Raw genomic sequence first — 20,093 nt, 5'->3', positions numbered from 1 at the left:
GTGCGAGTGGCGATGCTCACGTGGGCGGCCCCCTGGACATATGGGCGAAACGGTCGGATGATCAAATGAGTGCGTTCGGCACCGGATGAGCGGCTACGAAGCATCCGGGTCGCGGCCCCCACGGGGCGACTACCCAAAAGACACCCTCACCAAGGAGCGATCGTGGCGCGCGACATCGCGGCTCCCCTCACTGCCCCCACCGACCACCAGGAGCTCGTTTCCTGGGTGAATGAGATCGCAGCCATCACCGAGCCGGACCGGGTGGTCTGGTGCGACGGCTCCGAGGCCGAGTACGAGCGCCTGTGCGGGGAGCTCGTGGCCAAGGGCACGTTCACGAAGCTGGACGAGATCAAGCGCCCGAACTCCTACTACGCCGCGTCCGACCCCAGTGACGTCGCGCGCGTCGAGGACCGCACCTTCATCTGCTCCGAGAAGGAGGAGGACGCGGGCCCGACGAACCACTGGAAGGCCCCCGCCGAGATGCGGGCCATCTTTACCGGGGAAGAGGGAAACAGCTTCACCGGTGAGAAGGGTGTCTTCCGCGGCTCCATGCGCGGTCGCACGATGTACGTCGTCCCGTTCTGCATGGGTCCCGTCGGCTCCCCGCTCTCCGCGATCGGCGTCGAGATCACCGACTCCGCGTACGTCGCCGTCTCGATGCGCACCATGACGCGCATGGGACAGGCCGTCATCGACGAGCTCGGCACCGACGGCTTCTTCGTCAAGGCCGTCCACACGCTGGGCGCGCCCCTGGAGGAGGGCCAGGAGGACGTTCCGTGGCCGTGCAACACCACCAAGTACATCTCGCACTTCCCCGAGGACCGCGAGATCTGGTCCTACGGCTCCGGCTACGGCGGCAACGCCCTGCTCGGCAAGAAGTGCTACGCGCTGCGCATCGCCTCGGTCATGGCCCGTGACGAGGGCTGGCTCGCCGAGCACATGCTGATCCTCAAGCTGACGCCGCCGCAGGGTGAGGCGAAATACGTCGCCGCCGCGTTCCCGAGCGCCTGCGGCAAGACCAACCTCGCCATGCTGGAGCCCACGATCTCCGGCTGGACCGTCGAGACCATCGGCGACGACATCGCCTGGATGCGGTTCGGCGAGGACGGCCGTCTCTACGCGATCAACCCCGAGGCCGGTTTCTTCGGCGTCGCGCCCGGCACCGGCGAGCACACCAACGCCAACGCCATGAAGACCATGTGGGGCAACTCCGTCTTCACCAACGTCGCGCTCACCGACGACGGCGACGTGTGGTGGGAGGGCATGACCGAGACGGCCCCCGCCCACCTCACGGACTGGAAGGGCAACGACTGGACGCCCGCGTCCGACACGCCCGCCGCCCACCCCAACGCCCGCTTCACCGTCCCGGCCGGCCAGTGCCCGATCATCGCGCCCGAGTGGGAGGACCCGAAGGGCGTGCCGATCTCGGCCATCCTCTTCGGTGGCCGCCGCGCCTCGGCCGTACCGCTGGTCACCGAGTCGTTCGACTGGCAGCACGGCGTCTTCCTCGGAGCCAACGTCGCCTCCGAGAAGACCGCCGCCGCCGAGGGCAAGGTCGGCGAGCTGCGCCGCGACCCGTTCGCCATGCTGCCGTTCTGCGGCTACAACATGGGCGACTACATGAACCACTGGATCAAGGTCGGCGCGGACAAGCCGGACCAGTCGAAGCTTCCGAAGATCTACTACGTGAACTGGTTCCGCAAGAACGACGCGGGCAAGTTCGTGTGGCCCGGCTTCGGCGAGAACAGCCGCGTCCTGAAGTGGATCGTCGAGCGCCTCGAAGGCAAGGCAGAGGGCGTCGAGTCCCCGATCGGCATCCTGCCGGCCAAGGGCTCCCTCGACACCGAGGGCCTGGACCTCTCCGAGTCCGACCTGGACTTCCTGCTCGACGTCGACAAGGAGGTCTGGCGCGAGGAGGCGGCGCTGATCCCCGAGCACCTCAACACCTTCGGTGACCACACGCCGAAGGAACTGTGGGACGAGTACCGCGCGCTGGTCCAGCGCCTGGGCTGACGCCCCCGGGCGCACCCCGCGCGGGTGCGCCCCGCACACCCCGCGGCCGGGCCTCGGACATCCGCCCTGACCTGTGGGGTCGACAGCCCGCCGCGGTACGGCCCTCCGGAACCCCCTCACGGTTCCGGAGGGCCGCGCTCTTCCACCCTCGCCACACGCGCTACCCGTTCCGGCCCCGGTCCTCCAGATAGCGCGTATGGGCCTGCTGGCGCCGCGCCTCCGCCTCCCGCAGTGCCGTGGCCAGCGCCTCGACCTCCCGGTGCAACAGCGTCAGCTGCTGTTCCAGATGGCGCTCGGGCGGTTCCGTGCCCGGAACCATCCGCGTCCACGGGCGGATCCGTACGAACGCGTCGACCGACTCCAGGATGTCCTGGCGCACGGCGCGTGCCAGGACGTGGATGCCCTCCGGGTCGGCGGCCAGGGCCTCGGCCACCGGTCCGGGGGCGAGCAGTCCGTCGAGCAGGTCCGTCAGTTCGGTGAGCCGTCCGGACGCGGCGGGCGGCAGCTCGACCTCGTCCAGATACCCGCACAGCGCGCGGTAGTCGGTGCGCAGCGCGTCCAGCTGGGTCGACGGGTCGGGGAAGACCGGGACCGGCGGCCGTTCCGGCGGGGCGATCAGCGCGCCCGCGCCGTACAGCCCGAGGACCACCACCGGCCAGTACGCCCCCGCGAGCCCGGTGAAGGTGAGGGCGAGACCGGCGATCCCGCAGGCGCTCCCGGTGAGGTTCTTCCGCGACTCGACATACGCCAGGACCCTGTTCGTGGGCCTGCCTCCCGGACCGCCGGGCGGTCTACTGGTATCCACGGATCTCCTCGAATGCGCCGTCCAGGGAGCCGGGACCCTGTTCCTTCGTCGCGTCGAAGAGCCGGCCGCCGGTCAGTTCGGCGATCCGGTCCAGCTCCTGGCGGTCCGAGTCGCCGAAGACGATCGGGAAGACCGGGGTGACCCGCCGCGCGGCCGGGAGCGCGCGGTAGTAGGAGGCGAATCCGCCGGCCGTGTCGCCCGCCGTGTTCTCGCCGTCCGTCATCAGCACGATCGAGGTGAACGCGGACTCGGTGCCGTCGCCGATCTGCTCGTAGGCCGACTTCAGACTCGAATAGATCGCCGTCTCGCCACCGGCCGTCAGCGCGGCGGTGTCCGCCTTGATCGCCGCCAGGCCCCGCTGCGGGTCGGCGGGGTCGACCGTGTGCGTACGGACCTGCTTCACCGACGAGCCGAACGGCAGCAGCGTGACCTCCTCCCGTTCCCGGAAGTCCCCGGTCAGCCCGGTCAGGGCCGCCTTCAGCGCCGTCAGCCGCTCCCCTGCCATCGAGCCGGAGGTGTCCAGCACGTACACGGTGCGCGAGGGCCGGCGGAGCTTGTTCTCGTAGCTGTGGAGCAGCCCGTCGGCGACGGATCGCGAGCCGGGGAACGGCAGTTCGCGGCGCGCGTCGGCGGCGAGCGGCGCCGCGGGCCGTACCGAGGGCACGACCGGGCGGCGGAAGGTGTCCCGGGTCAGCTTCCGCTGGACGGCCGGGGTCCGGAAGTACTCCGTCAGCGCGCGGACCGAGTCCTTGGCGTCCGGAGCGGCGGCGGCGAGCGCGCTGAGCGGGTAGTCGGCCGTCACCACCCCGTCGCGGGGGCGGATCACGGTCAGCCCGGTGTGGCTGTCGCGGTTCAGCGAGAGCAGCACCGACTCGTAGTTGATCAGCGCGTCGACGGTGCCGCGCCGGGCGTACGCGGTGGCCAGCCAGCCCGAGGAGCCGGAGGTCAGCCGCTGCCCCGCGAAGAACTCCGTCAGCTTTCCGCTCGCCCCGCGGACATCGGCGTCGGTCAGCGCGGACTGGGCGCCCGAGAGCGCGGAGGCGACCGAGACCAGCGCGGAGAAACCGGAGTTGGAACGGTCCGGATCGGTCATTCCGTACGTCAGCCGGCCCTCGGCGACCGCCCGGTGCACCTGCGACCAGGTCACGTCCGAAGGCTGCCAGCCCAGCCGCCGCACGGTTGCCGGGCGGACCCCGAGGGCGACCGGCGACGCCATCAGCGGAGTCTCCGAGGTGATGCGCCTCGCCGCGTCCGGGCGCAGCCGCAGATAGTCGTTCGACGACAGCCAGACCGCGTCGTACGCTCCGTCCGCCTTCCCGGAGCCGAGCAGTTCGACGGCGTCGAGGGTGCCGGTCCAGGTGGGCCGCACGGTGATTCCGGTGGCCTTCCTGGCCTGTTCCAACAGGGGCTTCATGTCGGCGAGTTCGCTGGATGCCAGGACCCGCAGCGTGCCGGCCCGCGGTCTGCCGTCGTCCTTCTCCGGCCCGCCGGACGCCCCGCCGGACGAACCGTCGTCCGATCCGGAGCAGGCGGCGAGCGGGGCGAGCACGGCAACGGCCAGCAGCGCGACGAGCGAACGGGCGACCCGGCGCCGCAGCCGTCTCAGCCGCCGGGATCGGCCGCTCATCCCAGCCCCCCGCCGTCGAGCGGACCGGCCGACCGGCTGCGTTCCAAATGGGCACTGGCCTGCTGGAGTTCGGCGGTCAGCGACTCCACGGTCGCCGCCATCGACTCGGTGGCCTGCACCTTGTACGTGTCGATGGCGTCGAGGGTCCGGTAGATCTGCTGGAACGCGGTGCGCAGCGTCTCCGCGCCCACCGCCGGATCGGCCGCGATGCGCTGGATCTCGCCGCTCTGGCCGGCCAGCATCTCCGCGTTGCCGCGGATCAGGTCCTCGGTCGTGGAGCGCAGCACCTGCACCTGCTCGGTCACCTTGCGCTGGCTCTCCAGTGCCGAGGCGAGCATCACGGCGATCCGCAGGGCGGAGACGGTGGTGGTCGCGGCCCGGTCGACGCCCTTGATGAGCTCGTCGTTGTTGCGCCGTACGACATCCATCGCGAGGTACCCCTGCGCGCAGACCGCGAGCTGGGTCAGCAGATCCTGGTGCTTCTGCCGCACGGGGAAGAGCACATCGGCCCGCAGCGCGTCCGCCTGCGTCGGGTCGGTGGCCGCGGCCTGCGCGATGCGCTGCTCGACGGCGCCGTCCAGCGCCTCGGTGAGCACGACGTACTCCTGGAGCTTGCCCATGGTCTCCCAGAGCCGGGTGCGCTCGGTGTGCAGGGCCGCGTTGTCGCGGCGCAGCTCGTCCTGCCCGCCGCGCAGCGAGCCCACGATCCGGTTCAGGGTGGCCTGGGAGGAGGCGTACTTGGCGACGTGGTCGCGGAGCTTGTTGCCGCCGGGAAGCCTGGCCAGCAGCCGACGGGCACCGCGGCCCGGGGTGTCGCGCGGGTCGAGGTCCTCGACGGTGCGGCGCAGCTCGACCAGGGACGAGCCGACCCGGGTCTGCGCGTCCACGCCCCCCGACCCGGACCCGGCCAGCGATCGGACGGTGCGGTCCAGCATCCGGTTGGACTGCTGGGCGGCACTGCGGATGTCGCCCTGCCCGAGTGCGGCGATCTCCCCGATCCGGGTGGTGAATTCGGGCGACCGGGCATCGAGCCCGGCGAGGCCGCCGACGTACTCGGTGGCGCGGCGCGTCATCTCCGTCCGTACCGACTCGTCGACCGGTACGAGACCGGCGGCCTGCTCGGCACGGACCGGGGCGACCGGCTCCGGCGCGGTCAGGACGAGCGGCGGGGCGGAGTCGCCCGGCGGGGTGAGGGCGAGCGGTTGCGGCTCTTCGGTCATGGCTGGGGTCTCCAGGGAGCGTGTGTCGTCAGCCGCGGGTCCGCCGGGCCATCGCGCGCAGCACCGTGGCGGTGGGCACGGGCGCCTGGCGGACACCGGTCAGCTGTTGGTCGATGTAGTCGGTGTGGCCGGCGGTGGCCGCGGTGAACTCGGCTGCGGCGCCCTGGGGCCGGAAACCGTGCCGTACGACGAGCTTGCGCAACTCCGGGTCGGTGGAGAGCAGTTCGCCCAGCCGTCGGCCGGTCGCGGTCAGCGGCACGAGGGTGTGGTCGCTGGATACGGTGGTGTCGGGGTAGAGGAGGACCAGGTCCCCGGCGTCCTGCCGCTGCATCAGCAGCGAGGCGACCTGCGACTCGTACACCAGCACCAGCGGATTGCCGACGCCGCTGACGAAGTCCCGGAACGGGGCGTCGCTGCTGGTCTGCTGCGCACCCTGCACCTGGACCAGTTTCCTCAGCAGCGGTGCGGTGCGGTCGATCGCGGCCTCGTCCGCGGCGACCCGGCCGCCGTCGGCCACGTACGAGGCGGCGGCGAGGTAGAGGGCGCCGGAGTTGGACGAGACGGGGTCGGTGCTGGTGATGAACACCGTTCCGGTCAACTCGGCGTGTTTTTCCGCCCCTTCGAGCTGCTGCCAGGTCCGGTCCGTGCGGGCGGCCCGTAGGTAGGGGCCCATGAGCAGCTTGCCGCTGGACTTTCCGCTCAGGGTCACGAGCCCGTTGTCGGCCAGGACCTGCGCGGCGGCGCGGTGTGCGACGACGACCAGCGGAGAGTAGAAGGGCCTGAGCGGCCCGCCCTTGACGGCGGAACCGTGTTGCAGTTCGTCGGCCGGGGCCTTCGAGCCCGGGAAGGCGAAGTCGTAACCCTTGAGGGGGAGTTGGTCCATGGCCCAGGACCCGGATGTCTCCGCCTTGACGGTGAGTCCCTTGGCGGCAAGGGCCTTCACCACGTCGGGATCGGCGAAGAACTCGGCCTTCTCCGAACCGATCACTCCACGCACGGTCTTCGTTGCCGTGCTCTTGTCCTTGCTGTCGCGGCCTGCTGCGACGGCCACTGCCACTCCGCCGATCAGCAGCACCGCCAGGACGATTCCCACGATGCGTCTCACACGCGAAGCCTGCTCGCGGAAACCCACATTCCAGGCGGAGTTGGGTGGACGGAAGGTTAAGCAATCATCCCAGTACGCAACGGAGGCGGAACGGGGACGGGAACGGCTGTCCGCGCGTCGCGGGGACGGGTGGCACCCGGCCCACGCGCCTCGACGGCACGTGGACCGGGGCCGTCAGTGGGCGCCGACCAGTCGCGTCGGGGCGGCGGGGGCGGCGGCGAGCGCCGCGGTGTGGGCGTCCATGCGCTCGGCCGCGAGAATCGCGACGGCCGTGTCGGCGCGGGACGCGGCCACCACCAGTGCGCGGCCCGCGAGGGCGTGGGCGCGGCGGTGCAGCGCCGGTGCGGGTGCGTCGGTCCGGCCGGCGTGCCGGGCGGGCGGCGCGCCGCGCAGCCTGGCGACCTGCTCCGCGATGCGGTCGCCCGCCTCGCCGAGGTCCAGCTCGTCGGTGACCGCGAGGAGTGCGGCCAGGTGCCCGGCGAGCTGGATGTCCAGCTCTTCCTCGCGGGAACGGTGCGGGAAGTCGTCGGCGTGGTCGGCCGGTGTGTGGACCGATTTGGTGCGGATCGGTTCGTACATGGATGGCCTCCTGGTGTTGCAGTGGAACCATCCTACCTTGGATTCAGTCTAAAGTTATCCGCAATCGATTCTGGTGTCCGTGAAGTCGTCGGGGGCGCGGCTAAGGCTGGCCGTACCCGTCCAGGAAGTGCGCGATCCGGCTCACCGCGTCCGTCAGATCCTCGGTCGACGGCAGCGTCACGACCCGGAAGTGATCGGGCTCCGGCCAGTTGAACCCGGTACCGTGCACGACCATGATCTTCTCGGCCCGCAGCAGATCGAGCACCATCTGCCGGTCGTCCTTGATCTTGTAGACCTTGGGATCGAGGCGCGGGAAGAGGTACAGCGCCCCCTTCGGCTTCACACAGGTCACGCCCGGAATCTGCGTCAGCAGGTCGTACGCCGCATCGCGCTGCTCCAGGATCCGCCCTCCCGGCAGCACCAGGTCCTCGATCGACTGCCGCCCGCCCAGCGCGGTGGCCACGGCGTGCTGCGAGGGCATATTGGCGCACAGCCGCATATTGGCGAGGATCGTCAGCCCCTCGATGTACGAGGAGGCGTGCGCCTTCGGGCCGCAGACCGCCAGCCACCCAGACCGGTATCCGGCCACCCGGTAGTTCTTGGAGAGCCCGTTGAAGGTGAGCACCATCAGATCGGGCGCGATCGTCGCGGTCGGGGTGTGGGTCGCCCCGTCGTACAGGATCCGGTCGTAGATCTCGTCGGAGCAGACCACCAGATTGTGGCGCCGGGCGATCTCCGTCAGCCCGCGCAGCATCTCGTCGTCGTACACCGCACCCGTCGGGTTGTTCGGGTTGATGATCACGATGGCCTTGGTGCGGTCGGTGATCTTCCGCTCGATGTCGGCGAGGTCCGGCATCCAGTCGGCCTGCTCGTCGCACCGGTAGTGCACGGCCGTGCCGCCGGCCAGCGACACCGAAGCGGTCCACAGCGGATAGTCCGGAGCCGGTACGAGGACCTCGTCGCCGTCGTCGAGCAGCGCCTGCATCGACATCTGGATCAGCTCCGAGACGCCGTTGCCCAGGTAGATGTCCTCGACGTCGAGCTCGATCCCCTTGGTCTGGTAGTGCTGCATCACCGCCCGCCGCGCGGACAGCAGCCCCTTCGCGTCGCCGTAGCCGTGCGCCCCGGAGAGGTTGCGCAGTATGTCCTCGAGAATCTCGGGCGGGCACTCGAACCCGAACGCGGCAGGGTTGCCGGTGTTCAGCTTGAGGATGCGGTGACCGGCTGCTTCCAGCCGCATCGCCTCCTCGAGCACGGGGCCCCGGATTTCGTAACAGACATTGGCGAGCTTCGTGGACTGGATGACCTGCATGTCTGGGAGCTTACGACCGCACCCCGCGCGCTGCCCGGCCTTTCCCCTCCGGTTGCACCACCCGGGTGCCCTCCCCGTCTTCCATCGCCATGCCCCCACCGCCCGGCACCGTGGGAACGCCGGGCTGGGACGGCGACGGGGCTTCGAATGCGGTGGAACAGGGGCGTGACGGACACGGACGGGTGAGATGCGCCACGACGCGGGAGGCGTTCGGGGCGTGCGGGCGTGACGTATGGGCTCGTCGTCCGGTTGACCGTCGTGAGGGCTCTCTATGACCTCCGCACCGCGCTTGGGCTCAGCGTGGCCGAGCTGGCCGGACGTACCGGCATGGAGATGGAGGAGGGCGACATCGAGTGCATCGAGGAGGGCGGTACAGAGCCGACGATCGAACTCCTCAGGAGCCTTGCGGCCGCCCTGGATGCCGATGGTGCCTCCTGCGTACCTCAGATGTGGCTCAACTCGGTTGAGAGAGCGACTCTCCCCGGGGACCATGACCGCATGATCGGAAACGGGAAGCAGGACATGGCCGTGGTCGTGGTGCGCGACGCGGAAGCCATCGGCGCGGCGCTGCGGCAGGCGCTGGAGACCGCGGGCGCGGAGGAACGCCCCGGCCTGGAACGGGCCCTCGCCGTGGTCGCCGACGCGGCCGGCGCACCCGACGCCGAGATGCGGGGCCGCTGGGCGGGGCGCCGGATCCGGGCGGGCGGCCACCAGGGTCCGCTCGACGCGGTCGCGGCGGTCAAGGCACTGCGCAGGGCCGAGCCGGGCCTGAGCCTGCGCCAGGCGGTGCAGCTGTCGAGGGAAGCGGCCGCGACGGAGGCCGCTTAGGGCCTGTCCGGCGGATCAGGGTCGGACAGGCCCTAGCCCTGTGGCGGCCGCAACCGTCGTACGGGTGCGACGGGCCCGGCAGAACTCGCATGACGTGCCCGGTGACCCGGTCGTAGGGTCCCCGCCATGGACTGGCAGGCGTGGCACGACGCGTACGACATCCCCGATTCACGGTTGGCCTGGCGGCTGCGGGCCGTCCAGGACCGGATCCGGGACGCCCTGGACACCGCACTTCCCGGCCCGCTGCGCGCGATCAGTGTGTGCGCCGGTCAGGGCCGCGACCTCATCGATGTACTGGAGGACCACCCCCGGCGCGACGACGTCCGGGCCCGACTGGTGGAGCTGGACCCCGGGAACACCGCAGCGGCCCGGGATTCGGCCCGCAGGGCCGGGCTGACGCGGGTGGAGGTGGTGACGGGCGACGCCTCGCTCACCGATCACTATCTCGATCTGGCACCGGCCGATCTCGTGCTGGTCTGCGGTGTGTTCGGCAATGTCGTCGATGCCGACATCGAGCGCACCATCGACATCTGCACCCGGCTGTGCGGGCCCGGCGGCACGGTCGTCTGGACCCGCAACCGCGCCGCGCCCGACCGGGTACCGCTGGTCTGCGACTGGTTCGAGAAGCGCGGATTCGAGCGGCTGTGGCTGTCGGAACCGGACGCGGGGTACGGCGTCGGCGCACACCGCTTCACCGGTGAGCCGCGCGAACTCGCCCCCGGGCACCGGATGTTCGACTTCGTCGGCTACGACGTCCTGAAGGCGGCGCGGGCGGACACCCGGACCGTGAGGCCCTGATGCCCCGCACCGCAACGTCGCACGACGACCCGCCGCGGTCTCCGGCACCGGCCGCGTATCCGTCCCCGCCCCCGTCCCCGCCCCCGTCCCCTCAGGACCGGGCCCTCGGCCATGTCGCGTCCCTCTCGTCGGGGAGGCCGCTCGACACCTCGCTGCGGCTGACGCTGAACTTCCACCCCGACCGCGAGGCGGCGGGCCGGCCCGTCCTGGTCGCCCTGGCGCAGGACGGCGTCTACCACTCGCAGTTCGTGACGGGCACCGGCAACGGTGGTCTCACGGCGTACCCGGGCGGGGACCGATGGCGTTGGGAGAGCCGGATCTTCGACGGGGCCTACGACGGGGTGCCGGGCGAACAGCGGCCGGTCTACGGGGCGTTGGACTTCCGTGCCGCCGCCGTCGGGGCTGCTCCCAGATTCGGCTCCGCGCATTTCCGGCTGACTGCGGACACCCTCCCGCGTGCCACGTTCTGCTATCCGGACAGTGCGGCCGAGCCGGTGGACTTCGGCGTCGCGTCCGGCATGCATCTCATCGAGCTGGCCGAGGCCGACGAGCGGGACGCGCTCGACGACTACATCGAGGCGCAGGTCCACGGCCCGGTCGTCCTCGACCGCCATGTGGAGGCCCTGGTGCTCGATCCCTGCTACCGGTCCACCCCGGTCGAGGAGGCGGCCCGCCGACTGCCCTGCCGCACGGAGTGGCACGTGGGATTCCGGCTGACCGTCGAGCAGTTGCGGCGCCACCCCGACTACCGGGGAGCGGAGTTCGTCGACCTCGGCGCCGAGATCGCCGAGAACGGGGTCCTCGACCCGCGGATCATCGGTGACGCGGCCCGCTCCGGCCGCCACGACCTCCAGTCGCTGAAGAAGGTCTGGCACTGTCTGGCGCGCTTCGGCGCACCGCCGCGACCGGCCCGACCGTAACGGGCACGGAGTGTCGGGTGGGCCGGGGCGCATTCTTCCTCATGTGAGTGTCCGTAAGGGAAGGAGGCCGGGGTGCTGGAGAAGCTGAACCAGGCCATGGAGCACATCGAGGGCCGTCTCGATCAGCGGATCGAGGCGGCCGAGCTGGCCCGGATCGCCATGACGTCGGAGTACCACTTCCGGCGGATGTTCTCCGCGCTGGCCGGGATGCCGCTGTCGGAGTACGTACGGCGCAGGCGGCTGACGCTCGCGGGTGCCGAGGTGCTGAACGGGAAGCGGACGCTGCTGGAGGTCGCCGTGCGCTACGGCTACTCCTCGGGCGAGGCGTTCGCTCGGGCGTTCCGTGCCATGCACGGTGTCGGTCCGGGCGAGGCCCGGCGGGCCGGTGCGGTTCTGCGGTCCCAGCCCCGGATGTCCTTCCGTCTCGTGGTCGAAGGCAGCAGCAGTATGGAGTACCGGATCGTGGCCAAGGACGAGTTCCGGGTGGTCGGCAGGAAGGCGCGGGTTCCTCTCGTGCACGAGGGGATCAACCCGGCCATCGCCGAGTTCGTCCGGGGCATCGACAAGGGGACCGTGGGGCGCATCGCGGCGCTGTCCGATCAGCAGCCGGCGGGCATCGTCCAGGTGAGCGACAACCTCGCGGAGAGTCGTGCGGAGGGGACCGAACTGGACTACTACCACGCCGTGGTGACCGGTGCGGACGTGCCCGACGACCTGGACGTGCTGGCGGTCGCGGCGGGCACCTGGGCCGTCTTCGAGAACTCCGGGCCCTTCCCCGAGGCGCTCCAGCACCTGTGGCGGGACGTGTTCACCCAGTGGTTCCCGTCCAATCCGTACCGGAGCAGGCCCGGTCCCGAGATCCTGCGCGTCGGGCCGTCGCCGGTCGCGGGGGAGGCCTCGGCCGAGCTGTGGATCCCGGTGGAGCCGGCCGCCGCCTGACGGGCCCTGGGCCCGATGGCTTGAAACCGCCCCTTGTGGGGGCCCCTTCAGTGCGCCAACATGCGCATGTCAAATCCGAAGGGAACTTCGGTGGGCGGGGGCCATCAGGACCCTGCCCAGGTCACTTGAGGGGACCCCCACATGAAGAAGCCTCTCGTCGGTGCGCTGTTCGCTGTCCTGCTCCTCGGGGCAGGTGTCGCGCCCGCAACCGCGTCAACCGGCCACGAAGCGGCGTCGCCCACCGCGGTCAAGGAGAAGGTCCGGCCCAAGGCGGTCAACTTCGCCGGGACCGTGGCGCTCAGCAACTGTTCCGGCTCCGTCGTCCGCACTCCCGACTCCCAGCCCGGCGACCCCGCGCTCGTGCTCTCCAACGGGCACTGCATGGAGTCGGGATTCCCGGGCCCCGGCGAGGTCGTGTTCGACCAGCCGTCCACCCGTAGCTTCACCCTGCTGAACGCCTCGGGCAGCGGTGTCGGCACCCTGCGGGCGAGCAAGATCGCGTACGGGACGATGACCGACACCGACATATCGGTGTACCAACTCACCAGCACCTACGCCCAGATCGAGAGCAAGTACGGCATCAAGGCGCTGGAGCTCAACACCGCGCACCCGGTCCAGGGCACCGCGATCACCGTCGTGTCCGGGTACTGGAAGCGCACGTACGCCTGCAACGTCGACGGCTTCGTCTACCGCCTCAAGGAAGGGGAGTGGACCTGGAAGGACTCGGTCCGCTACACCTCCGCCTGCCAGACCATCGGCGGTACGTCCGGCTCCCCGGTGATCGACAACGCGACCGGCAAGGTCGTCGCCGTCAACAACACCGGCAACGAGGACGGCCAGGAGTGCACGGACAACAACCCGTGCGAGGTCGACGAGAGCGGCAATGTGACGGTGCGCGAGGGCATCAACTACGCCCAGGAGACGTACGGCATCGTGCCGTGCATCGGCGCCGGCAACAAGTTCGACCTCGACCGTGCGGGGTGTGCCCTGCCCAAGCCGTGATCTCGTGAACCCGTCGCCGCCGCGATGCCCTCCACCGGGTGCCGCGGCGGCGATTCACCGTTCGTGGTTCACCGTTCATGGTTCGCGATGGGCGGTTCATGGCGCCGCCGTGCGCCGGACCGCCGCCTCGATCCCGTCGAGCAGCACCCCGAGCCCGACGTCGAACGTCTCCCGCGCCTCCCGCTCCAGATACGGCACCGCCTCCTCGCCGGGCGCCGGGGCCGGGACCGGTGGCTGCGGGGCGGACCCGGTCTCCATCGCGGTCAGGCTCGGATAGCGGTCCGCGAAGTCGGGGGCCACCTCGCCCAGCAGCGCGGAGCGGGCGAACCACCACTCCTCGTCCGACTCGCCCGTCACCGCAGCCGCCTGCCGCGCCTCGGCGACCGTCCCGGCGCAGCCGCGGACGAAGTGGGACAGCGTGCCGACCAGCCGCCGCAGCACCTGCGCTTCGAGCCCGGTCGTGTTCAGCAGGCGCACCAGGGTGTCCAGCCCCGCGTACTCGTGCGGGCCGAGGACCGGGCGGGCCTGGGAGACCTGGAGCGCCCAGGGGTGGCGGAGGTGGAATTCGAGCCTGTCCCGCGCCCAGTCGGTCAGCCCCGTACGCCAGTTGCCGGTGTCGTCGTACTCCGTGGGCAGCTCGGCGTGGACCGCGTCGTACATCAGGTCCAGCAGCTCGCTCTTGCCGGGCACATAGGTGTAGAGCGCCATCGCGGTACGGCCGAGCCGTTCGCCCACCGCGCGCATCGACAGCGCGGCCATGCCGTCCTCGTCCGCGACGGTGATCGCGGCGGTCACGATCGCGTCGACGCTCAGCCCCGGCCTGGGGCCGGGGCCGGGGCGCCGGCCCCGCTGCTCCGGACCGTCGGCGCGCCACAGCAGGGACATCGAACGACGGGCGTCGCCCTGTCCGGCAAAGACCACCACTTGCGACTCCTTACGCCGTAAAGTAACTTCGCCCGGGTAATTCCTTACGGCGTAAACTATCAGTCGGAGAGGGCGGGAGCCGCGATGGGGCAGGCGTTGACCGTTTCGTATGTGCGGGTCGTCGGCGTGGAGCGGGTCACTCCGCGGACGGCGCGCGTCACCTTCACCGGGGACGCGCTGGCGGAGCTCATGGAGGACCGGCCCGACCAGCAGATGAAGCTCTGCTTCCCGAGGGAGGGGCAGGGCCTGCCCCGGCTGCCGGAGCCGGACGCCGACGACACCTACGGCATGCGGTGGTACGAGGCGTACCTCGCGATCCCCGAGGCGGAGCGGCCGTTGATGCGGAGCTTCACCGTTCGCGGGTACGACAGCCGACTGGATGTGATGGCGGTCGACTTCGTGCTTCATGGCGACGACGGCCCCGCCACCCGCTGGGGCCGGGACGCGCGACCGGGCGATGTGCTCGGCATGGTCGGCCCGTCTTCGCTGTACGCCCGGCCGCTGCCCGCCGCCGACTGGCTGCTGCTGGCCGGCGACGAGACGGCGCTCCCCGCGATCGGGACCCTGCTGGAGTCCCTGCCGGCCGGGGCGCGGGCGCTCGTCTGGGCCGAGGTCGCCGACGCGGCGGAGGAGCAGCCGTTCGGCTCGCCCGGCGACGTGACCGTCCACTGGGTGCACCGGGACCGGGGCGGGTCGTTGCCGGACGCGGTGCGGGCGGCCCGGCTGCCCGACGGGTCCGGGGCCGCGTGGCTGGCCGGTGAGGCGGGGGCGGTACGGGCCCTGCGCCGCCATCTGGTCGAGGAGCGCGGGCTGCCCCGGGCGGCCGTGCAGTTCAGCGGCTACTGGCGGCGCAGCCTCACTCAGGACGACGCCCCGACCGAGGAGGACCTGGCCTGGGCGAAGGAGCAGGCGGAGGAGCAGGCGGGGGAGTGAGGGCGAAAACGCCTCACGGAACGACGCCCTACCCGGCGACGCTCCCCGTTCCTCGGACGGCCCGGCCCGCCAGCACCTGGGTGCGGCGGCCGTCCTCGATGACGAACCGGCCGTCGATCAGTACGTGCGGGATGCCGACCGGCAGCGTGCGCGGCTCCTCGAACGTGGAGCCCGCCGCCACCGTCCGCGGGTCGAAGAGGACCAGGTCGGCGCGGTAGCCCTCGCGGACGTACCCGCGATCCGTCAGGCGCAGCCGCCGGGCCGGGCGCGAGGTGAGGTGGGCGACGCACTCCTCCAGCGACAGAATGCCCAACTCCCGTACGTACCTGCCGAGATACTGCGGGAACGTGCCGTAGGCGCGCGGGTGCGGCTTGTCGCCCTGGAGGATGCCGTCGCTGCCCCCGGTGTGCACCCGGTGGCGCATGATCTGCCGCACGTTCTCCTCGTGGCCCACGTGCTGGAGGATCGTCGAGCCGAGCCGGTCCTCGACGAGCAGTCTGCGCGCGGTCACCCAGGGCGCCTCGCCGCGCAGCCGGGCGGACTCGGCCACCGTGCGTCCCACATGGTCGGCGAGCGCGGGCACACCGACGCCCGAGATCTCGATCGTGTCCCACTCGATCGGCACGCCGTGGCAGCCGTCCGAGCCCAGCACCTCCACGTGGTGCCGGATCCGTTCCGCCGTCGCGTCGTCCGCGAGCCGGGTGAGCACCGACTCGGGTCCGCCCTCGCTCGCCCAGCTCGGCAGCATCGCGACGAGGGTCGTGCAGCCGGGGGTGTACGGGTAGGTGTCGAGGGAGATGTCGGCGCCCGCGTCGAGGGCCCGGTCGAGCAGGGTGAGCAGTTCGGGGGCCCTGCCCTTGTTCACGCCGAAGTTCATGGTGGCGTGGGCGAGATGGAGGGCGCAGCCCGCGTTCCTGGTGAGCTGCACCATCTCCTCGTACGCGCCGAGCGCTCCCGCCCCGTACGAGCGGTGGTGCGGGCAGTAGTAGCCGTCGTACTCGGCCACCACCCGGCACAGTTCGGTGAGTTCGGCGTCGTTCGCGTACATGCCCGGGGTGTACGTGAGGCCGGAGGACATGCCGACCGCGCCCTCCGCCATGCCCCGGGCGACGAGTTCCTTCATCCGGGTCAGCTCGGCCCCGGTGGCGGGGCGGTCCTCCCAGCCCACCGCGTACATCCGGACCGTGCCCTGCGGGATGAGGTAGGCGGCGTTGACCGCGATGCCCCGGCCCTCGAAGTTGCGGTCCAGGCGGTCCAGGTACTCGCCGACCGTGCGCCAGTCGAAGTCGATGTCGTCGCCGTTGCCGTTCCAGCCGGTGATGGAACGGCGTACCTCGGCGAGCGTCCGGTCGTCGACCGGGGCGTACGACAGACCGTCCTGGCCCAGGACTTCGAGGGTGACGCCCTGCGCGGCCTTGGCGCTGTGGTCAGGGTCGCGGAGCAGCGCGAGGTCGCTGTGCGCGTGCATGTCGATGAAGCCGGGCGAGAGGACGAGCCCGTCGGCGTCGAGCGTGCGGCGGGCGGAGGGGCGCGGGCCGGGGGAGCCCTCGGGGCGGATCTCGGCGATCCGGCCGTCGGCGATGGCCACATCGGCACGGTGGCCGGGGGCGCCGGTGCCGTCGACGACATGGGTGTTGCGGATGACCAGGTCCATGGGGGGCTCCAGTTCAAGCCCCTCCGGCGGTCGAGGAGCGGGCGTCCGGGGGCGGAGCCCCCGGACGCGGGCTCGCGCCCGGCGTCGCGGTCCGCGAAGGCCCGCGCGATCCGGCGTCCGGGGGCGGAGCCCCCGGACGCGGGCAGGGGATGGGGGGATCAGAAGAAGGTGCGGATGTAGTCCGTGACCGTGCCGTCCGCCGTGACCAGCGGAATCAACTGCCACTTGTCGAAGCTCGTGCACGGATGCGACAGGCCCATCCCCACCCAGTCGCCCACCTCCAGCTCGGCGCCGGGCTCCGTACGCACCCACGCGTGCTGGTCCGACAGACCACTGACCGAGACACCCGCGGCCGGCCGGACCGCGCCGTCCCGGCCGGACCGCACGACCTGCGCCTCGGGAAGGTCGAGGTCGTACGCCGCGTCCCGCTTGCCCGCGTTGAGGAACGCCTGCTCGGCCGTCGGGCGCGACACGACCTGCGCCCAGAGCCGGAAGGCGGGCTGCAGCACCCCCTCCTCCGGCACCCGGTTGAACGGGGTCAGATGGCGGTAGTGGCCGTCGTCGTGCGAGACATAGGCCCCCGAGCGCAGCAGCTTCAGCACCGGCGCGGAGAGCTCCGGGATCTCCGCGAAGACGTCCGCCACCGCGTCGAACCACGCGCTGCCGCCCGCGCTGATCACGATCTCCCCGTCGGCCGCCGCGAAGCGCCCCGCGCGGTCGAAGTCGACGGCCAGCGCGACGAGCCGGCGCACCCAGTCCCGTACCCGCTCGCCGGACGCGTCCGGCACCTCGCCCTCGTAACCGGCCACGCCCACCAGACGCAGGGTCCCGGTCGCCGCCACCGCCTCGGCCACCGCCGCGCACTCGGCCTCGGTGCGGACGCCGGTGCGCGCACCCTCGCCCGCGCCCAGCTCCACGACGACGTCGACGGCGCGGGAGGCGCCCGCCGCGCGCAGCGCCTCGTCCATCAGCTCCACGCCGCGCACCGAGTCGACGTAACAGATGAAGCGGAACTCCGGGTCGGAGTCCAGCTCGCCGGCGAGCCAGCGCAGGGCCGCGGCGTCGACGAGCTCGTTGGCGAGGAAGATCCGCCGGATTCCGTACGCCCGGTAGACCCGCGCCTGGTGCGGCACGGCCGCGGTGATGCCCCAGGCGCCGTGCTCCAGCTGGCGGGCGAAGAGCTGCGGGGACATGGAGGTCTTGCCGTGCGGGGCGAACGCGAGCCCGTGGCGCTCCGCGTACGTCTCCAGAAGGGCGAGGTTGTGCTCGACCGACTCGGCGGACAGGGCGAGCACCGGGGTGGTGAAGCCGCCCGTGAAGAGGTTGCGCCGCTCGGCGGCGAGGGCGCCGACGGTCAGGCCCTCCGCATCGGGCGGGAGTGCCTTGAAGCGGTGGTCGACCAGCTCGTCGGCGAGTCCGGACACAGGACGGTCGGCGGCCAAGGGGGCCTCCTCGATCGAAGTCATCGTTGCATCATATGCAACACCCATTGCGTATATCGCTTAACGCTGTCTAACATCCGAGCCGACACCGGGTCAATGGCGAGTGCCCGCGCCGCACCCCGAACCACTTCCCGCCGCACCACCCCACCACTGAACCGCCGAACCGCCGAACCCGCGAGGAGCCCCGAGTGCCCGGAACCCCGGCCAGGACCGCCGAAGCCGCCACGGCCGCCGAAGTCGTGTGCCTCGGCGAGTCCATGGTGACGTTCCTGCCGTCGCAGCCCGGACGCCTCGCCGACGTACCTTCCTTCGGCCGCGGCATCGGCGGCGCCGAGTCCAATGTCGCCTGCGCGCTGGCCGCCGCCGGGCACCGGGCGGCCTGGGTCAGCCGAGTCGGCGCGGACGGGTTCGGCGACCATCTCGTCGAGGCGATCACCGGATACGGGGTCGACACCTCCGGTGTGCGGCGCGATCCGTCGCGGCCCACCGGGATCTACTTCCGCACCGCGACCGACCGGGCCGCCGATGTGCACGAGGTCGCCTACTACCGGGCCGGGTCCGCCGCGTCCGCGATGTCCCCGCGGAACATCCCGTACGAGACGCTGCCCGCGGCCCGGGTCCTGCACCTGTCCGGCATCACCGCGGCGCTCTCCGCCGACTGCCTGGCCCTGCTCCACGACCTGACCGCGCCCCGGCCCGGCCGCCCGCTGATCTCCTTCGACGTCAACCACCGGCCGGGCCTGTGGCGCGACGCCGACGCGTCCCCCGGGGTGCTCCTCGACCTGGCCCGCCGCAGCGACCTGGTCTTCGTCGGCGAGGACGAGGCGGAGGAGGCATGGGGGGTGACGGGCGCGGAGGCGATCCGCACGGCGTTGCCGGAGCCGTCCGTCCTGGTCGTGAAGCGAGGATCCGACGGGGCGACGGTCTTCTCGGGCGCCGGAGACGTCACCACCGTCCCCGCCCTCCGCGTGGACGTCGTCGCACCCGTCGGCGCCGGCGACGCCTTCGCCGCCGGGTTCCTCTCCGCCACCCTCCACGACCTCCCCGTGCGCGACCGCGTCCGGCACGGCCACCTCATGGCCGCCGCCGTCCTCACCGTCCCCGGCGACCTCACCGCCCCGCCGGCCCGCGCGCACGCCGACGCCCTTGCCGCCCTGGACGACGAGGCCTGGGGGAGACTTCGACTCGGCCCCGGGTGGACGGGGGACGACCAGGAGGTACGTACGACATGAGTCAGACCGTCGACCGGGCGCTGAGCATCCTGCCGCTGCTCGCCCAGGGACCCGCCGACCTCGGCCAGGTCGCCGAGCGGCTCGGCGTCCACAAGTCCACGGCGCTGCGCCTGCTCCGTACGCTCCACGAGCACGGACTCGTCTACCGCCAGCAGGACCAGCGCTACCGCCTCGGCGCCCGCCTCTTCGCCCTCGCGCAGGAGGCCGTCGAGAACCTCGACGTACGGGAGATCGCCCACCCCCACCTCGTCGAACTCAACGAGAGCTGCGGTCACACCGTGCATCTCGCGGTGTACGAGGAGCAGGAGGTCCTCTACATCGACAAGGTCGAGAGCCGCTACCCGGTCAGGATGTACTCGCGGATCGGCAAGCCCGTCGCGATCACCGTCGCCGCCGTCGCGAAGCTGCTCCTCGCCGACCTCACCGAGCCCGAGCGGCGCGCCGTCGCCGAGAAGCTCGACTACCCCATGTACACGTCCCGTTCGACCCCGAACGCCGGTGCCTTCCTCAAGGAGCTCACCGTCGTCCGCGAACAGGGCTGGGCCACCGACCTCGGCGGCCACGAGGAGTCCATCAACTGCGTCGGCGCCCCCATCCGGGGGGCGGACGGGCGGGTCGTGGCCGCGATGTCGGTCTCCGCGCCCAATGTCGTCGTCACGGCCGAGGAACTCCTCACCCTGCTCCCGCTGGTGCGCCGCACCGCCGACTCCATCAGCCGGGAGTACTCCGGCACCACCCGACCCAAGAAAGCCTGAACAGC

Annotated in this window: 18 protein-coding genes; 9 read left to right on the top strand and 9 right to left on the bottom strand. The window is 71.6% G+C overall.

The window, feature by feature from the left end; genetic code table 11:
• Positions 1 to 162 precede the first annotated feature (162 nt).
• Positions 163 to 2,013, top strand: a complete 1,851-nt coding sequence (locus tag OG611_RS02355; RefSeq protein WP_266415038.1) for a phosphoenolpyruvate carboxykinase (GTP) — start codon at positions 163 to 165, stop codon at positions 2,011 to 2,013.
• Positions 2,014 to 2,173: 160 nt separating this feature from the next.
• Here OG611_RS02355 and OG611_RS02350 read toward each other — a convergent pair whose 3' ends face one another.
• The 6 genes from OG611_RS02350 to OG611_RS02325 all read right to left on the bottom strand — a co-directional run bounded on the left by OG611_RS02350 (position 2,174) and on the right by OG611_RS02325 (position 8,661).
• Positions 2,174 to 2,764 carry a hypothetical protein gene (locus OG611_RS02350; RefSeq protein ID WP_266425473.1) on the bottom strand — a complete coding sequence of 197 codons (591 nt, stop codon included), beginning with the start codon at positions 2,762 to 2,764 and terminating at the stop codon, positions 2,174 to 2,176.
• 40 nt (positions 2,765 to 2,804) lie between these two features.
• On the bottom strand, positions 2,805 to 4,445 hold the full coding sequence (locus OG611_RS02345; protein ID WP_266415036.1) for a substrate-binding domain-containing protein: 1,641 nt from the start codon (positions 4,443 to 4,445) through the stop codon (positions 2,805 to 2,807).
• Positions 4,442 to 5,665 (bottom strand): toxic anion resistance protein, encoded by a 1,224-nt coding sequence (locus OG611_RS02340; protein ID WP_266415033.1) that lies wholly within the window; start codon positions 5,663 to 5,665, stop codon positions 4,442 to 4,444. Before OG611_RS02340 ends, OG611_RS02345 begins: the two co-directional genes overlap by 4 nt.
• A 28-nt stretch (positions 5,666 to 5,693) precedes the next feature.
• The gene (locus tag OG611_RS02335) at positions 5,694 to 6,797 is read right to left on the bottom strand and encodes a substrate-binding domain-containing protein (protein ID WP_266415031.1); all 1,104 of its coding nucleotides are present in this window, start codon (positions 6,795 to 6,797) and stop codon (positions 5,694 to 5,696) included.
• Positions 6,798 to 6,944: 147 nt separating this feature from the next.
• Positions 6,945 to 7,349, bottom strand: coding sequence for a hypothetical protein (locus tag OG611_RS02330; RefSeq protein ID WP_266415028.1), 405 nt, complete (start codon positions 7,347 to 7,349; stop codon positions 6,945 to 6,947).
• A gap of 100 nt (positions 7,350 to 7,449) precedes the next feature.
• Positions 7,450 to 8,661: a pyridoxal phosphate-dependent aminotransferase gene (locus tag OG611_RS02325; RefSeq protein ID WP_266415026.1), complete on the bottom strand. Its 1,212-nt coding sequence runs from the start codon at positions 8,659 to 8,661 to the stop codon at positions 7,450 to 7,452.
• A 498-nt stretch (positions 8,662 to 9,159) separates the two neighbouring features.
• Between OG611_RS02325 and OG611_RS02315 the strand changes: the two genes are divergently transcribed.
• The 5 genes from OG611_RS02315 (at position 9,160) to OG611_RS02295 (ending at position 13,148) form a co-directional block, all read left to right on the top strand.
• Positions 9,160 to 9,489 carry a hypothetical protein gene (locus OG611_RS02315; protein ID WP_266425471.1) on the top strand — a complete coding sequence of 110 codons (330 nt, stop codon included), beginning with the start codon at positions 9,160 to 9,162 and terminating at the stop codon, positions 9,487 to 9,489.
• 126 nt (positions 9,490 to 9,615) lie between these two features.
• Positions 9,616 to 10,287: a class I SAM-dependent methyltransferase gene (locus OG611_RS02310; protein WP_266415024.1), complete on the top strand. Its 672-nt coding sequence runs from the start codon at positions 9,616 to 9,618 to the stop codon at positions 10,285 to 10,287.
• The gene (locus tag OG611_RS02305; protein WP_266415022.1) at positions 10,287 to 11,207 is read left to right on the top strand and encodes a DUF3626 domain-containing protein; all 921 of its coding nucleotides are present in this window, start codon (positions 10,287 to 10,289) and stop codon (positions 11,205 to 11,207) included. Before OG611_RS02310 ends, OG611_RS02305 begins: the two co-directional genes overlap by 1 nt.
• Before the next feature lie 72 nt (positions 11,208 to 11,279).
• Positions 11,280 to 12,146: an AraC family transcriptional regulator gene (locus tag OG611_RS02300; protein WP_266415020.1), complete on the top strand. Its 867-nt coding sequence runs from the start codon at positions 11,280 to 11,282 to the stop codon at positions 12,144 to 12,146.
• Between the two features lie 141 nt (positions 12,147 to 12,287).
• The gene (locus OG611_RS02295; RefSeq protein WP_266415018.1) at positions 12,288 to 13,148 is read left to right on the top strand and encodes a serine protease; all 861 of its coding nucleotides are present in this window, start codon (positions 12,288 to 12,290) and stop codon (positions 13,146 to 13,148) included.
• A gap of 96 nt (positions 13,149 to 13,244) precedes the next feature.
• Here OG611_RS02295 and OG611_RS02290 read toward each other — a convergent pair whose 3' ends face one another.
• Entirely contained in the window at positions 13,245 to 14,072 is an 828-nt protein-coding gene (locus OG611_RS02290; RefSeq protein WP_266415016.1) for a TetR/AcrR family transcriptional regulator, read from the bottom strand.
• Positions 14,073 to 14,156: 84 nt separating this feature from the next.
• Here OG611_RS02290 and OG611_RS02285 point away from each other — a divergent pair, with 84 nt between their 5' ends.
• A complete protein-coding gene (locus OG611_RS02285; protein ID WP_266415014.1) occupies positions 14,157 to 15,005 on the top strand; it encodes a siderophore-interacting protein in 849 nt (282 codons plus the stop codon).
• Between the two features lie 28 nt (positions 15,006 to 15,033).
• Here the strand turns inward: OG611_RS02285 and OG611_RS02280 are convergent, their stop codons facing one another.
• Both OG611_RS02280 and OG611_RS02275 read right to left on the bottom strand, forming a co-directional pair.
• Positions 15,034 to 16,659 carry an amidohydrolase family protein gene (locus OG611_RS02280; protein ID WP_266415012.1) on the bottom strand — a complete coding sequence of 542 codons (1,626 nt, stop codon included), beginning with the start codon at positions 16,657 to 16,659 and terminating at the stop codon, positions 15,034 to 15,036.
• Between the two features lie 158 nt (positions 16,660 to 16,817).
• Positions 16,818 to 18,125 carry an alanine racemase gene (locus OG611_RS02275; protein WP_266415010.1) on the bottom strand — a complete coding sequence of 436 codons (1,308 nt, stop codon included), beginning with the start codon at positions 18,123 to 18,125 and terminating at the stop codon, positions 16,818 to 16,820.
• Positions 18,126 to 18,289: 164 nt separating this feature from the next.
• Here OG611_RS02275 and OG611_RS02270 point away from each other — a divergent pair, with 164 nt between their 5' ends.
• Both OG611_RS02270 and OG611_RS02265 read left to right on the top strand, forming a co-directional pair.
• Complete coding sequence (locus tag OG611_RS02270) at positions 18,290 to 19,333, top strand: sugar kinase (protein ID WP_266415008.1); 1,044 nt, start codon at positions 18,290 to 18,292, stop codon at positions 19,331 to 19,333.
• Positions 19,330 to 20,088 carry an IclR family transcriptional regulator gene (locus tag OG611_RS02265; RefSeq protein WP_266415006.1) on the top strand — a complete coding sequence of 253 codons (759 nt, stop codon included), beginning with the start codon at positions 19,330 to 19,332 and terminating at the stop codon, positions 20,086 to 20,088. The genes OG611_RS02270 and OG611_RS02265 overlap by 4 nt, the downstream gene beginning before the upstream one ends.
• Positions 20,089 to 20,093: the final 5 nt, after the last annotated feature.

Source organism: Streptomyces sp. NBC_01363, from assembly GCF_026340595.1.
In the GTDB taxonomy this organism is placed as follows: domain Bacteria; phylum Actinomycetota; class Actinomycetes; order Streptomycetales; family Streptomycetaceae; genus Streptomyces.
Note: the sequence above shows the minus strand (reverse complement) of the source record. Positions and strands in the feature narration are given on the sequence as shown.